Consider the following 14,031-nt stretch of genomic DNA (forward strand, 5'->3'; position numbering starts at 1 on the left):
GTCTTGTCCATGAGCCACATACCCAAGGCCGAGTATGCCCGTCGGCGCAAGGCGCTGATGGCGCAGATGGTTCCCAACAGCATCGCCATCCTGCCTGCCGCTGCAGTCGCCATTCGCAACCGCGACGTCGAGCATGTGTACCGCCAGGACAGCGACTTCCAGTACCTCAGCGGCTTCCCCGAGCCTGAAGCCGTGATTGCGCTCATTCCTGGGCGCGAGCACGGTGAGTACGTGTTGTTCTGCCGTGAGCGCAACCCCGAGCGTGAGCAGTGGGACGGTGTGCGGGCCGGCCAGGAAGGGGCGATTCGCGACTTTGCAGCCGATGACGCCTTTCCGATCACCGACATCGACGAGATCCTCCCGGGCCTGATCGAAGGGCGCGAGCGGGTGTACAGCGCCATGGGCAGTAACCCCGAGTTCGATCGCCGGCTCATGGACTGGATCAACGTGATCCGTTCCAAGGCCCGTCTGGGCGCCCAGCCACCGAACGAGTTCGTTGCGCTGGATCATCTGCTGCATGACATGCGCCTGTATAAATCGGCGGCGGAGGTGAAGGTCATGCGTGCTGCCGCGCAAATCTCCGCGCGCGCCCATGTGCGGGCCATGCAGGTCTGCCGGGCGGGGCTGCACGAGTACAGCCTGGAAGCCGAGTTGGATTACGAATTCCGCAAAGGTGGCGCCAAAATGCCGGCCTACGGCTCGATCGTCGCGGCCGGGCGCAATGGCTGCATTCTGCATTACCAGCAAAATGACGCCCTGCTCAAGGATGGCGACCTGGTGCTGATCGACGCTGGCTGTGAGATCGACTGCTATGCCAGCGACATTACCCGCACCTTCCCGGTCAGTGGACGCTTTTCCCCCGAGCAGAAGGCGATCTACGAACTGGTGCTCAAGGCCCAGGAGGCCGCGTTCGCCGAGATCGCTCCGGGCAAGCACTGGAATCACGCCCACGAGGCGACCGTGCGGGTCATCACCGAGGGCCTGGTGGAACTGGGGCTGCTCAAGGGCCAGGTGCAGGCGTTGATCGAAAGCGAGGCCTATCGCGCCTTCTACATGCACCGAGCCGGACATTGGCTGGGCATGGATGTGCACGATGTGGGCGAGTACAAGGTCGGTGGCCAGTGGCGGGTGCTCGAGCCCGGCATGGCGCTGACGGTAGAGCCAGGTATCTACATTGCTGCCGACAATCAGACGGTGGCGAAGAAGTGGCGTGGCATTGGTGTGCGAATCGAGGACGATGTAGTGGTGACCAGGCAGGGCTGTGAAATTCTGACGTCGGATGTGCCCAAGACAGTCGCTGAAATCGAGGCACTGATGGCGGCCGCGCGCAGGGATGCAGCATGAGCCGGGTCAACCTGGCGATCATCGGCGGCGGCCTCGTCGGTGCAAGCCTGGCCTTGGCCCTGCAGGCAGGTGCCAAGGCACGAGGCTGGAAGATTCTGCTGATCGAGCCGTTTGCCCCGGGTGATAGCTTCCAGCCCAGTTATGACGCACGTTCATCCGCGCTGTCGTTTGGTACCCAACAGATCTACCATCACCTGGGCCTGTGGCCGACCATCAGCCGACGTGCCGAACCCATCCTGCAGATCCAGGTCTCCGACCGTGGACGCTTTGGCGCAACACGCCTGGATGCTTCGCAAGAAGGTGTGCCGGCACTGGGCTACGTGGTGGAGAACGCCTGGCTTGGCCAGTGCCTGTGGCAAGGGTTGGACAGCGAGGTGGTGAGCTGGCGCTGTCCGGCGGAGGTCCGGTCGATGCAGGCCATCGACGGTGGATACCGATTGCGACTGGACGATGACACCAGCCTGGAATGCGACCTGGCGATTCTGGCCGACGGCGGCCGCTCGGGTCTGCGTGAGCAATTGGGCATCCATGTGCGTCGCAGGCCCTACGAACAAAGTGCACTGATCGCCAATATCACACCGGGTGAGGCCCATCGCGGGCAAGCCTTCGAGCGTTTCACCGAACAAGGTCCGATGGCCCTGCTGCCATTGCCGGACAATCGCTGCGCGCTCGTCTGGACCCGCCAGGGAATGGACGCCCAGCGCCTGGCGGATATCAACGAGCGCCATTTCCTGCGTGAGCTGCAGGACGCCTTTGGCTATCGCCTCGGCGCCCTGCGTCAGGTGGGCGCGCGGCACCTTTATCCGCTGGCGCTGGTGGAGGCCGAGGAACAGGTGCGACCGCACCTGGTGGTACTGGGCAATGCTGCGCACAGCCTGCACCCGATAGCCGGCCAGGGCTTCAACCTTTCATTGCGCGATGTGCAGGCACTGACCGACGCGCTGTTGGCTGGCCCGCAACATCCGGGCGACCTTGCGACACTGCAGGCCTATCACCAGCGCCAGCGACTCGACCAGGCGCTGACCATCGGCTTTTCCGACCAGGTGACCCGCCTGTTCGGCAGCAGCCAGCCATTGCTGGCGGCAGGGCGAAACATCGGATTGCTCGGGCTTGACCTGCTGCCGCCGGCGAAAAGTTGGTTCGCGCGCCAGGCCATGGGCCTGGGCACCCGCCCTGACGCGCGGGGCCAGGCATGAGCGATTCACGCCGCCTGGCTCGCCGGGCTCGCATGCTGCGTTGGTTGCTGAACCTGTACCCTCCCTACCTCGGCGCCGGTATCCGCGTGCAGCACATCAGCCCGGACATGCGCAGCGCCAAGGTCCGCATGAAACTGACCCGCTGGAACCGCAACTACGTCGGTACCCAGTTCGGTGGCAGTCTGTACTCGATGGTCGATCCGTTCTACATGTTGCTGCTGATCGAACAGCTGGGCCGCGAGTACATCGTCTGGGACAAGGCTGCCAGCATCGACTTCATCGCCCCGGGCAAAGGACCGGTGTACGCCGAGTTCCACCTCGACGATGCGTTGCTGGACGACATTCGCCAGCAAACCGCTTCCGGCAAGAAGTACCTGCCGCGTTTGCAGGTGGATGTACGCGATGGCGCCGGCGAGCTGGTGGCGCGGGTCGATAAAACCCTATACGTGCGGCTCAAGCCGCAAGCGAGGCAGGCGTAAAGCATGGAAATGCGCGCAGATGTACTGATTGTCGGTGCCGGTATGGTCGGTAGCGCCCTGGCCCTGGCCTTGCGCCACAGTGGCCTGGATATTCTCCTGCTCGACGGCAGCCCGCTGTCGGTCAAACCCTTCGATGCCCAGGCGCCGTTCGAGCCCAGGGTGAGCGCCTTGTCCGCAGCGAGCCAGCGAATTCTGGAGCGCCTGGGGGCCTGGGAAGGCATCGCTGGGCGACGCGTGTCGCCCTATTCGGACATGCAGGTCTGGGACGGAAGCGGCACCGGCCAGATTCATTTCTCGGCGGCCAGCGTGCATGCCCAGGTACTTGGCCACATCGTCGAGAACCGGGTGGTGCAGGATGGGTTGCTGGAGCGCCTGCACGACAGCGACATCGGCCTCTTGCCCAATGCACGCCTGGAGCAGCTGCGCCGCTCCGGTGACGAGTGGCTGCTGACCTTGGCCGACGGTCGCAGCCTGCGAGCTCCTCTGGTGGTGGCCGCCGACGGCGCCAATTCGGCGGTGAGACGCCTGGCGGGTTGCCAGACCCGTGAATGGGATTACCTGCACCACGCTATCGTGACCAGTGTGCGCTGCAGCGCGGCGCATCGAGCCACCGCCTGGCAGCGTTTTACCGACGAGGGGCCGCTGGCGTTTCTGCCTTTATCGCGCGATGGCAACCAGCAGTGGTGCTCGATCGTATGGTCGACCACGCCTGAACAAGCCGAGCAGATCATGGCGTTGGAGGACGACGCCTTCCGCAGGGCGCTGCAGGAAGCCTTCGAGGGGCGACTGGGCGATGTGCTGGAGGCCGACCCGCGTGTTTGCGTGCCGCTGCGCCAACGCCATGCCAAGCGCTACGTGGATGAAGGCCTGGTGCTGATTGGCGATGCCGCGCACACCATTCATCCGTTGGCCGGGCAGGGCGTCAACCTGGGGTTTCTCGACGCCGCCGTGCTGGCCGAGGTGTTGGTCAATGCCTGTGAGCGTGGTGAGCGGTTGGCGGATGTGAAGGTGCTGAGCCGATACGAGCGCCGGCGTATGCCGCACAACCTGGCGCTGATGGCGGCCATGGAGGGCTTCGAGCGGCTGTTCCAGGCCAATCCGCTGCCGTTGCGCTGGCTGCGTAACACCGGCTTGAAGCTGGTGGAGCAGATGCCGGAGGCCAAGGCGATGTTCGTGCGCCAGGCGTTGGGCTTGAGTGGGGATCTGCCTGAGTTGGCCAAGGCCTGATGCGTGGGTGCCGCTTGGCGGCCTCATTGCCGGCAAGCCGGCTTCTGGTGGTGCTGGGGCTTTGCAACATCCGGTAACGGCTCCGAGGATGAGCTGCAAAATGGGATTCACTACCATTTGCACCTCTCATACCATTCGAGGAGTGCTTTTCATGTTGCCACGCAAGCCCCTACTGGCCGTTCTGGCCTTGACCCTGCTGGGCGGCACTGCCCAGGCAGCGGACGAAGTGGTGGTGTACTCCTCGCGCATCGACGAGCTGATCAAGCCAGTTTTCGACGCCTATACCGCCAAGACCGGCACCCAGATCAAGTTCATCACCGACAAGGAAGCCCCGCTGATGCAGCGCATCAAGGCCGAGGGCGAGAATGGTGTGGCCGACCTGCTGCTTACCGTCGATGCCGGCAACCTGTGGCAAGCCGAGCAGATGGGCATCCTGCAGCCGATCAAGTCGGACATCATCGACAAGAACATCCCCCCGCAGTATCGCGCGTCGTCCCATGACTGGACCGGCCTGAGCCTGCGTGCGCGGACCATCATCTACTCCACCGAGCGGGTCAAGCCTGAAGAGTTGAGCACCTACGAAGCTCTGGCCGACAAGCAGTGGGAAGGCCGCCTGTGCCTGCGGACGGCGAAGAAGGTCTATAACCAGTCGCTGACCGCCACGATGATCGAGACACACGGTGAGGCCAAGACCGAGCAAATCATCAAAGGCTGGGTCAATAACCTGTCCACGGACGTGTTCTCCGACGACAACGCGGTGATCCAGGCCATCGCGGCAGGCCAGTGCGATGTGGGGGTGGTCAACACGTACTACTACGGGCGTCTGCACAATCAGAATCCACAACTGCCGGTGAAGATCTTCTGGCCAAACCAGGGCGACCGAGGCGTGCACGTCAATCTCTCGGGTATCGGCCTGACCAAGCATGCGCCGCATCCTGAAGCGGCGAAAAAGCTGGTCGAGTGGATGACCGGCGAGCAAGCGCAAAAGCTGTTCGCCGATATCAACCAGGAATTCCCGGCCAACCCAAAGGTCAAGCCATCGGACGAGGTGGCGGCCTGGGGTAGCTTCAAGGCCGACAGCATTCCGGTTGAAGTCGCCGGCAAGCGCCAGGCCGAAGCGATTCGCTTGATGGACCGGGCTGGCTGGAACTAAGCCCCAGGCCTTATCCTTTCGGGGGCCTGCGAAGGCCCTTTCGCGGGTGAACCCGCTCCCCCAGGTATTTCGCCGTCATCAAGAGCGGCGCCGCACCCTGTGGGAGCGGGTTTACCCGCGAATGACCCCAAAGCGGTCGCAATTCAGCCTCAGAGACAGTCAACTTGCCGCACACGCCCCAACGCCGTTGGTACCTCCCGGTCTTGATGACCGCCGCCCTGGTGCTCTTGCCCCTGAGCGTGCTGTTGCTGTCGTGGCAGTCGATCGACCCGCAAATATGGTCGCACCTGCTCGATACCCAGATGAGCCGCTTGCTGGGCAACACGGCCACCCTGGTACTCGGGGTCGGCGTCGGGGTCACCGTGTTAGGCGTCAGCCTGGCCTGGCTCACCAGCCTCTGTGAATTCCCCGGCCGACGCTGGCTGGACTGGGCGTTGATGCTGCCATTCGCCATTCCGGCGTATGTGCTGGCCTTCGTCTTCGTCGGCCTGCTGGATTTCTCCGGCCCGGTGCAGACTGCCCTGCGCGAAATGTTTGGGCCGATGCGCTTGCCCCGTGTGCGCTCCACGGGCGGGGTGATCGTCGTGCTGGTGCTGGTGTTCTACCCCTACGTCTACCTGCTGGCGCGCACGGCGTTCCTCGCCCAGGGCAAGGGCCTTATGGAAGCGGCGCGGGTGCTGGGGCTGTCGCCGCTGCAAGCGTTCTGGCGGGTCGCGTTGCCAATGGCCCGACCCGCCATCGGTGCGGGTATTGCCTTGGCGTTGATGGAGACACTGGCCGACTTCGGCGCAGTTGCGGTATTCAACTTCGACACCTTCACCACGGCCATCTACAAGACCTGGTACGGTTTCTTCAGCCTCTCCAGCGCGGCGCAGTTGGCCAGCCTGCTGCTGCTGGCGGTGATGCTGGTGCTGTATGGCGAGCGTCGTGCCCGGGGTGCCAGTCACCATGGCAACGAGCGGCCACGAGGGCGGGCGCTTTACCATTTACGCGGCGGCAAGGCGCTGCTGGCCAGTGGCTGGTGCCTGCTCGTATTCGCCTGTGCCTTCGTCATTCCGCTGCTGCAATTGCTGGCGTGGTTCTGGCAGCGCGGGCGGTATGACCTGGATGAGCGATACGTCAGCCTGGTACTGCACACCCTGTATCTGGGCGCCATGGCGGCGCTGATCACCGTTGGCGTGGCGTTGGTGCTGGCCTTTGCCCGACGTCAGGCGCCGACGCACGTCATCCGTGCTGGCGTGAGCCTGGCCAATGTGGGTTACGCGTTGCCGGGGTCGGTGTTGGCGGTGTCCATCATGCTGGCCTTCAGTTATCTGGATAACCAGTTGGTGGTGCCGCTGTCCCAGTGGCTGGGGGGCGCAGGCAAGCCACTGTTGCTGGGCAGCCTGGCGGCGCTGCTGCTGGCGTATCTGGTGCGTTTCATCGCAGTGGCTTACGGCCCCTTGGAAAGCAGCCTGGAGCGTATCCGGCCTTCGCTGCCGGAGGCATCGCGCAGCCTGGGTGTCGGTGGCGCGAGATTGTTTTGCAAGGTGTATCTGCCATTACTGGTTCCAGGTGCTCTCAGCGCGGCCTTGCTGGTATTTGTCGATGTGCTCAAGGAAATGCCGGCAACCTTGCTGATGCGTCCTTTCGGCTGGGATACGTTGGCGGTGCGGGTGTTCGAGATGACCAGCGAAGGGGAGTGGGCGCGTGCTTCGTTACCCGCGCTGACCCTTGTGCTGGTTGGGCTGCTACCGGTCATCGGCTTGATCCGCCGTTCGGCCAGACGTCCCGGTCACAGTCAGTAAGGATGCCAGCCCGCGCCCTTGCGGCTACAATGCGCGGCATTCGCAGCGGCGGGTCCTATAACAAGAGTTGACGACCAAACGTCATCGCCCGCTGCCGCTTCGCCAAGCCCGGAAGGAGAAACCCATGGGACAGCGCACGCCTTTGTATGACCTGCACCTGGCGCTCGGCGCCAAGACGGTCGATTTCGGCGGTTGGGATATGCCCCTGCACTATGGCTCGCAAGTCGAAGAGCACCACCAGGTGCGTAGCGACTGCGGGGTTTTCGACGTGTCCCACATGACCGTCATCGACATCGATGGCAGGGCCGCCACGCCTTGGCTGCAACAGCTGCTGGCCAACGATGTCGCTCGCCTGGACAGCCCCGGCAAAGCCCTGTACAGCCCGCTGCTGAACCACGCAGGCGGGGTCATCGATGACCTGATCGTCTATCGCACCGAGGACGGCTACCGCCTGGTGACCAATGCCGCGACCCGAGCCAGCGTGCTGTCCTGGCTGACGACACGCAGCGCGGGTTTCGAGGTGGGTGTGGATGAGCGTTCCGACCTGGCCATCCTTGCCATTCAGGGCCCCCACGCCCGCGAGAAGGTCGCCGCGCTGGTCAGTGCCTCGCGTGCCGCGCTGATCCGCGAATTGCGCCCGTTCGAAGGCATGGCCGAAGGTGACTGGTTCATCGCCCGAACCGGTTACACCGGTGAAGACGGCCTCGAGATCATCTTGCCCGGTCATCAGGCCCCTGCATTCTTCAACGACCTGGTCGGTGCCGGCATCGCCCCCAGCGGCCTTGGCGCCCGCGATACCCTGCGACTGGAAGCCGGCATGAACCTGTACGGCCAGGACATCGACGAAAACCACACGCCGCTCACCTCCAACCTGGGCTGGAGCATTGCCTGGGAACCTGCCGAGCGCGACTTCATTGGCCGCACTGCGCTGCAGGACGAGATCAAGAGTGGCGTGAAGGAAAAACTGGTTGGGCTGGTGCTCGAAGAACGTGGCGTGTTGCGTGCCCATCAGGTGGTACGTGTCGCTGGCATTGGCGAAGGAGAGATCACCAGTGGTAGTTTCTCGCCTACGCTGAGCAAGTCCATCGCCTTGGCGCGCGTGCCCATGGCCACTGGCGACCGCGCCGAAGTCGAAATTCGCGGCAAGTGGTACCCGGTGCGTGTGGTAAAACCCACTTTCGTGCGCCACGGCAAGATTCTGATCTGAACAATCAACGGCGGACCGACCGCTGAGCCAATCGAGGAATACAAGACATGAGCAATATCCCCGCCGACCTGCGTTATGCCGAAAGCCATGAATGGGCACGCCTGGAAACTGACGGGACCGTCACCGTGGGCATCAGCGATCACGCCCAGGCAGCCCTGGGTGATGTGGTGTTCGTAGAGCTGGCGGAAGTTGGCAAGGTGTTCGCCGCTGGCGACGCTGCCGGCGTTGTGGAGTCGGTCAAGGCCGCTTCCGACATCTACGCCCCGGTCGGTGGCGAAGTCATCGCCGTCAACGAAGAACTGGCCGACAGCCCCGAGCTGCTCAACGAAAAACCTTACGAGTCGTGGATCTTCAAGCTCAAGCCAAGCGACACGTCCGAGCTGGACAAGCTGCTGGATGCCGCCGGCTACAAGGCTGCCATCGGCGAGTAATCGCCTGGTCGCTGGCTCCTGCAGCAGGCACCCTCCTGCAGGAGCCCGGTACTGCAACCCCAAGAATTCCCGCAGAATCGGCAATCCTTCCTAGACTTATAAGTCTCCATGAGGCCTGGTCTAGGAAGAGAGCGTCGTCATGTCCCAGTCGCCATCCCTGCATCAACTGCAAGAGCTCAACCCTTTCCTGCGTCGCCACCTGGGGCCTGATGCCTCGGAGCAGCAGGCCATGCTCACCACGTTGGGCGTTGCCAGCCGCAGTGAGCTGATCGAGCAGACTGTCCCCCCTGGAATCCGACTGAACCGTCCGCTCGACCTTCCGCCGGCCCTGGATGAACAGGCTGCACTGGCCAAGCTCGCTGGCTATGCCGAGCAGAACCAGGTATGGACCAGTCTGATCGGCATGGGCTATCACGGCACGGTCACGCCGACGGTGATCCTGCGAAACGTGTTGGAGAACCCCGGCTGGTACACCGCCTACACGCCCTATCAGCCGGAAATCGCCCAAGGCCGGCTGGAGGCGCTGTTGAACTTCCAGCAGATGATCATCGACCTGACCGGGCTGGCCCTGGCCAATGCGTCGTTGCTCGACGAGGCCACCGCTGCCGCCGAAGCCATGGCCTTGGCCAAGCGTGTGGCGCGCAGCAAGAGCAACGCGTTCTTCGCTGATGAGCATTGCCACCCGCAAACCCTCTCGGTGCTGAAAACCCGCGCCGAAGGGTTTGGCTTCGAGCTGATCGTGGACTGCGTGGATAACCTCGCCAAGCACTCGGTATTCGGCGCGCTGCTGCAATACCCGGATACCCACGGCGAGGTGCGCGACTTGCGTCCGCTGGTCGACCAGCTCCACAGCCAGCAGGCATTGGCCTGTGTAGCGGCCGACCTGTTGAGCCTGGTGGTGCTGGCACCGCCCGGCGAGTGGGGTGCGGACGTAGTGCTGGGTTCGACCCAGCGCTTTGGCGTGCCCATGGGCTACGGCGGCCCCCATGCGGCCTATTTCGCCTGCCGCGATGATTACAAGCGCGCCATGCCGGGGCGCATCATCGGTGTCTCCCGCGATGCCCGCGGCAACACCGCGCTGCGCATGGCGCTGCAGACCCGCGAGCAGCACATTCGCCGTGAGAAGGCCAACTCCAACATCTGCACGGCCCAGGTGCTGCTGGCCAACATCGCCGGTTTCTATGCCGTCTACCACGGCCCGGAAGGCCTGCAGCGCATCGCCCAGCGGGTCCATCGGTTGACGTTTATCCTGGCAGCAGGGCTTGAGGCCAAGGGTATAAAGCGCCTCAACCAGCATTTCTTCGACACCCTTACACTGGATGTCGGTGGCGCTCAGGCCGCGATCATCGAAAGTGCCGAACATGCCCGGATCAACCTGCGAATTCTTGGACGCGGGCACCTGGGCGTGAGCCTGGACGAGACCTGCAACGAAGCGACGGTACTGCGGCTGTTCGACATCTTCCTCGGTGTGGACCATGGCCTGGACATCGCTGAACTCGACAAGCATGCCTTGCCCGAGGGTATTCCTGCCGCGTTGGTACGGCGCACGCCCTTGCTCGCTCACCCGGTGTTCAACCTGCACCACAGCGAGACCGAGATGTTGCGTTACCTCAAGCACCTGGAGAACAAGGACCTGGCGCTGAACCAGTCGATGATCCCACTGGGCTCATGCACCATGAAGCTCAACGCCACCAGCGAGATGATTCCCATCACCTGGCCGGGCTTTGCCAACATCCACCCCTTCGCGCCGGCCGCCCAGGTGACGGGCTACAAGGCGATGATCGACGAGCTGGAGGCTTGGTTGTGCGCCATTACCGGCTTCGACGCCATCTGCATGCAGCCCAACTCGGGCGCCCAGGGTGAATATGCCGGGCTCATGGCCATCACCCGATATCATCACAGCCGTCATCAGCCCCACCGCACCTTGTGCCTGATACCCTCATCGGCCCACGGCACCAACCCGGCTTCGGCGCAGATGGCGGGGATGGAGGTGGTGATCGTCGAATGCGATGACGAGGGCAACGTCGACCTCGACGACCTCAAGGCCAAAGCCCGAGCGGCTGGCGACCGGCTGTCCTGCCTGATGATCACCTACCCGTCCACCCATGGGGTGTACGAGGAGGGTATTCGCGAGATTTGCGACGTGATCCACCAGCACGGCGGCCAGGTGTACATGGATGGCGCCAACCTCAATGCCCAGGTTGGCCTGACCAGGCCGGCGGACATCGGCGCAGACGTTTCGCACATGAACCTGCACAAGACGTTTTGCATCCCCCACGGCGGGGGTGGCCCAGGCATGGGGCCAATTGGGATTCGCGCCCACCTCAAGCCGTTCGTCGCCAGCCACCCGGTAGTGCCGGTGCCTGGGCTGGACCCGAACAACAGCGCGGTCAGCGCCGCGCCGTGGGGCAGCGCGAGCATCTTGCCGATCAGCTGGATGTACATCGCCATGATGGGCCCGCAGCTGGCTGACGCCAGCGAGGTGGCGATCCTCTCGGCGAACTATTTGGCCAGCCAGCTGAGTGGCGCGTTCCCCGTGCTGTATCGCGGCCGCAACCAGCGGGTGGCGCACGAATGCATTCTCGACCTGCGCCCGCTCAAGGCGCAGACCGGCATCACCGAGGAAGACGTGGCCAAGCGCCTGATGGACTACGGTTTCCATGCCCCGACCATGTCGTTCCCGGTGCCTGGCACGTTGATGGTGGAGCCGACCGAAAGCGAGTCGAAGGCGGAGCTGGATCGCTTTGTCGATGCCATGCTGGCAATTCGCGCCGAGATCGGCGAGGTGCAGGAGGGTAATTGGCCGGCGGAGGACAACCCGCTCAAGCACGCGCCGCATACGCTGGCTGATGTCCTCGCACCGTGGAATCGGCCGTACAGCCTGGAGCAAGGCGTCGCCCCCAGTGGCCACGTTCGCCAGCACAAGTATTGGCCAGCGGTGAACCGGGTCGACAATGTCTATGGGGACAGGAATCTGTTCTGTGCGTGTGTGCCGGTGGAGGCCTACCGCTGAGAGAAGGGGCTGCGTTGCAGCCCCCCACGCTTACTCGGCTACTGCATTCTTGGCAAGAATGGCATTGGCCAGTTCCATGTCGCTGGCTTCAATCCCTGGGTTCTCGGTGCGTACCTGGTGCAGGGCTGCCTCCAGGAAAGGTCCGCGAATGGCGCCTTCACTGGCGACGAAGCTGCCGGCATCATCCTGTGCCGCCAATACCAGCTTGTGATCTCTGGACGTCAGGTAGCTCGACGCTGTGGTCGCACCTGTCGTCATGAGGTTACGCAAGAACTCATCGGCCATGGCGGAGCCAATCGGCAGCGACAGCAAGGCAGTAGCTGCGATGGCGGTTTTGAGACGCATGATGAAACACCTCAAAGGGTGGGGGTTGAAGATGCCCGCTTTGATCCTGCCGCACTGACGCAAGTTCCTTGAATACAAGGCTTTTTTTGCTCAGGTGCAGACCCTCAGGACCTCCTCGAGGCTGGTCAGACCCAGCGCCACTTTCGCTTCCCCGCAGCTTCGAAGATCCTTTAGTCCATCCTCCCTGGCCTGGTCACGCAATGCTGCAAGGTCGGTGCCCGGGCTTATCCGCGCGCGAAGCTCGTCGCTTGGGGTCAGCAGCTCGAAAAGACCGGTTCGGCCTTGGAAACCAGTGCCACGGCAGCGGCGGCATGGCTGGCCTTCTCCCATCGTCGGACGTCCATTGCACTCGTCGCACAAGGTGCGCACCAGACGCTGGGCCATGACGCCGATAAGGGTTGCCTTGATCAGGTAATCGGCGACGCCCAGCTCTTGCAGCCGAGTGATGGCGCTACAGGCGTCGTTGGTGTGTAACGTGGACAGCACCAGATGCCCGGTCAAGGCCGCCTGAACCGCCACCAGCGCCGTTTCGCGGTCGCGAATTTCACCGATCATGATGATATCCGGGTCCTGGCGCAGCAGGGCGCGGGCGCCGTTGGCGAAGCTCAGGTCAAGGCTTGGTTGGACTTGCAACTGGTTGAACGCAGGCTCCAGGCGCTCGACAGGGTCTTCGATGGTGCACAGGTTGACCTCGGGCGTGGCCAGCGACTTAAGGCTCGCGTACAGGGTGCTGGTCTTGCCGGAGCCGGTGGGTCCGGTGACCAGGATGATGCCCTGTCGTCGACGCAACAGTGCTTGCCACAGGGCAAGCTGTTCGCCTTCAAGACCCAGGCTGTCGAAGCGCTCATGCAATTGCTGCGGGTCGAACAGGCGCAGCACCAGTTTTTCGCCAAACGGGGTAGGGAGGGACGAAAGGCGCAGCTCGACTTCTTCGCCGCCAGGCAGACGGCTCTTAAGTCGACCATCCTGAGGCCGGCGTTTTTCCGCGACATCCATGCGCCCTAGGTGCTTGAGGCGGCTGACGACCGCCAGGGTCACGCCGGCAGGGAAGGCATAGACCGTGTGCAGCAGGCCGTCGATGCGGTAGCGCAGTCGGCCCTGGTCGCGGCGGGGCTCCAGGTGGATGTCACTGGCCCGTTGTTCGACGGCGTACTGCAGCAGCCAATCGACGATGTGCACGATATGGGCATCGTCAGCCGAGGCTTCGGCCTGGCGCTTGCCCAGCTCCAGCAACTGCTCCAGGTCGCCCAGGCTGGCCGATTGCTGATGCTGCGCGCCCTTTACCGAATGGGCCAGGCGAAAGAGCGACTGGCCTAGCTGGCGGAGTTGCACCGGGTTGGCCAGTACGCGGCGAATGGGTTTACCCAGGCTGCGCGCCAGGTCGGCCTGCCAACTGTCCTGAAAAGGTTGGGCGCTGGCGACGGTGACGCGCTGGGCATCGGCGTGCACGACCAGGATGCCATGGCGTTGAGCGAATGCTGGGGAAACCAGACCCGTGACCTGGGACAGGTCGAGCTGCATGGGGTCGATTTGCATGTAGGGCTGGCCGACCTTGTTCGCAAGCCATTGGCAGAGGCGGTCCAGATCAAGGCGTTGGCCTGGCTGCTGGCGATCTTGCAGGCCACAGGCGGCGATTTGTTCCAACGGATGGCGGGCGGGTTGGGTGGCGGCGTGCCTAAGCACCTGCAGGGTGTCGTTGGCGTGCAGGTGCTGGTCGGTGAGCAGGGCTTCGAGCACGCGCCTGAGGTCGAGTGCCGGGTTGTCTTGGGTATGCATGGAGGCGTCCGTGCCTGATGGAGGTGCTGCTCAGGCTAGCCGGGCGGGGGGAGGTTGCCGAACATGAAGGGTT

The 14,031-nt window shown here is 63.6% G+C and carries 11 protein-coding genes; 9 read left to right on the forward strand and 2 right to left on the reverse strand.

Annotated features, from left to right (window positions below):
• Positions 1-9 precede the first annotated feature (9 nt).
• From pepP to gcvP, 9 genes are all read left to right on the forward strand, one after another.
• Complete coding sequence (gene pepP / locus C4Q26_RS12510; protein WP_023382966.1) at positions 10-1,344, forward strand: Xaa-Pro aminopeptidase; 1,335 nt, start codon at positions 10-12, stop codon at positions 1,342-1,344.
• Positions 1,341-2,540, forward strand: a complete 1,200-nt coding sequence (gene ubiH, locus C4Q26_RS12515; RefSeq protein WP_023382965.1) for a 2-octaprenyl-6-methoxyphenyl hydroxylase — start codon at positions 1,341-1,343, stop codon at positions 2,538-2,540. Before pepP ends, ubiH begins: the two co-directional genes overlap by 4 nt.
• A complete protein-coding gene (locus C4Q26_RS12520) occupies positions 2,537-3,019 on the forward strand; it encodes a DUF4442 domain-containing protein (protein WP_023382964.1) in 483 nt (160 codons plus the stop codon). The genes ubiH and C4Q26_RS12520 overlap by 4 nt, the downstream gene beginning before the upstream one ends.
• 9 nt (positions 3,020-3,028) lie before the next feature.
• Positions 3,029-4,246 (forward strand): 2-octaprenyl-3-methyl-6-methoxy-1,4-benzoquinol hydroxylase, encoded by a 1,218-nt coding sequence (locus C4Q26_RS12525; RefSeq protein WP_177429861.1) that lies wholly within the window; start codon positions 3,029-3,031, stop codon positions 4,244-4,246.
• 151 nt (positions 4,247-4,397) lie between these two features.
• The gene (locus C4Q26_RS12530; RefSeq protein WP_027907209.1) at positions 4,398-5,399 is read left to right on the forward strand and encodes an extracellular solute-binding protein; all 1,002 of its coding nucleotides are present in this window, start codon (positions 4,398-4,400) and stop codon (positions 5,397-5,399) included.
• Positions 5,400-5,605: 206 nt separating this feature from the next.
• Entirely contained in the window at positions 5,606-7,186 is a 1,581-nt protein-coding gene (locus C4Q26_RS12535; protein WP_023382961.1) for an iron ABC transporter permease, read from the forward strand.
• A 124-nt stretch (positions 7,187-7,310) separates the two neighbouring features.
• A complete protein-coding gene (gcvT, locus tag C4Q26_RS12540) occupies positions 7,311-8,393 on the forward strand; it encodes a glycine cleavage system aminomethyltransferase GcvT (RefSeq protein WP_023382960.1) in 1,083 nt (360 codons plus the stop codon).
• 47 nt (positions 8,394-8,440) lie between these two features.
• Positions 8,441-8,824, forward strand: a complete 384-nt coding sequence (gcvH, locus tag C4Q26_RS12545; RefSeq protein WP_027907211.1) for a glycine cleavage system protein GcvH — start codon at positions 8,441-8,443, stop codon at positions 8,822-8,824.
• 139 nt (positions 8,825-8,963) lie between these two features.
• On the forward strand, positions 8,964-11,837 hold the full coding sequence (gene gcvP / locus C4Q26_RS12550) for an aminomethyl-transferring glycine dehydrogenase (RefSeq protein ID WP_023382958.1): 2,874 nt from the start codon (positions 8,964-8,966) through the stop codon (positions 11,835-11,837).
• Positions 11,838-11,867: 30 nt separating this feature from the next.
• On the opposite strand, the gene C4Q26_RS12555 is transcribed toward gcvP, so the two are convergent.
• Together C4Q26_RS12555 and C4Q26_RS12560 are read right to left on the reverse strand one after the other, a co-directional pair.
• Positions 11,868-12,182, reverse strand: a complete 315-nt coding sequence (locus C4Q26_RS12555) for a DUF2388 domain-containing protein (RefSeq protein ID WP_023382957.1) — start codon at positions 12,180-12,182, stop codon at positions 11,868-11,870.
• A gap of 90 nt (positions 12,183-12,272) precedes the next feature.
• On the reverse strand, positions 12,273-13,958 hold the full coding sequence (locus C4Q26_RS12560) for a GspE/PulE family protein (protein WP_027907213.1): 1,686 nt from the start codon (positions 13,956-13,958) through the stop codon (positions 12,273-12,275).
• Positions 13,959-14,031 lie beyond the last annotated feature (73 nt).

This window comes from Pseudomonas sp. SWI44 (assembly GCF_002947915.1).
In the GTDB taxonomy this organism is placed as follows: domain Bacteria; phylum Pseudomonadota; class Gammaproteobacteria; order Pseudomonadales; family Pseudomonadaceae; genus Aquipseudomonas; species Aquipseudomonas taiwanensis.

What these genes read in the sequence shown, in the direction of transcription:
- ubiH (WP_023382965.1), top strand. Translation starts at nt 1,341, where the DNA reads ATGAGCCGGGTCAACCTGGCGATCATCGGCGGCGGCCTCGTCGGTGCA.
- C4Q26_RS12525 (WP_177429861.1), top strand. Translation starts at nt 3,029, where the DNA reads ATGCGCGCAGATGTACTGATTGTCGGTGCCGGTATGGTCGGTAGCGCC.
- gcvP (WP_023382958.1), top strand. Translation starts at nt 8,964, where the DNA reads ATGTCCCAGTCGCCATCCCTGCATCAACTGCAAGAGCTCAACCCTTTC.
- C4Q26_RS12530 (WP_027907209.1), top strand. Translation starts at nt 4,398, where the DNA reads ATGTTGCCACGCAAGCCCCTACTGGCCGTTCTGGCCTTGACCCTGCTG.
- C4Q26_RS12535 (WP_023382961.1), top strand. Translation starts at nt 5,606, where the DNA reads ATGACCGCCGCCCTGGTGCTCTTGCCCCTGAGCGTGCTGTTGCTGTCG.
- pepP (WP_023382966.1), top strand. Translation starts at nt 10, where the DNA reads ATGAGCCACATACCCAAGGCCGAGTATGCCCGTCGGCGCAAGGCGCTG.
- C4Q26_RS12520 (WP_023382964.1), top strand. Translation starts at nt 2,537, where the DNA reads ATGAGCGATTCACGCCGCCTGGCTCGCCGGGCTCGCATGCTGCGTTGG.
- C4Q26_RS12560 (WP_027907213.1), bottom strand. Translation starts at nt 13,958, where the DNA reads ATGCATACCCAAGACAACCCGGCACTCGACCTCAGGCGCGTGCTCGAA.
- C4Q26_RS12555 (WP_023382957.1), bottom strand. Translation starts at nt 12,182, where the DNA reads ATGCGTCTCAAAACCGCCATCGCAGCTACTGCCTTGCTGTCGCTGCCG.
- gcvT (WP_023382960.1), top strand. Translation starts at nt 7,311, where the DNA reads ATGGGACAGCGCACGCCTTTGTATGACCTGCACCTGGCGCTCGGCGCC.
- gcvH (WP_027907211.1), top strand. Translation starts at nt 8,441, where the DNA reads ATGAGCAATATCCCCGCCGACCTGCGTTATGCCGAAAGCCATGAATGG.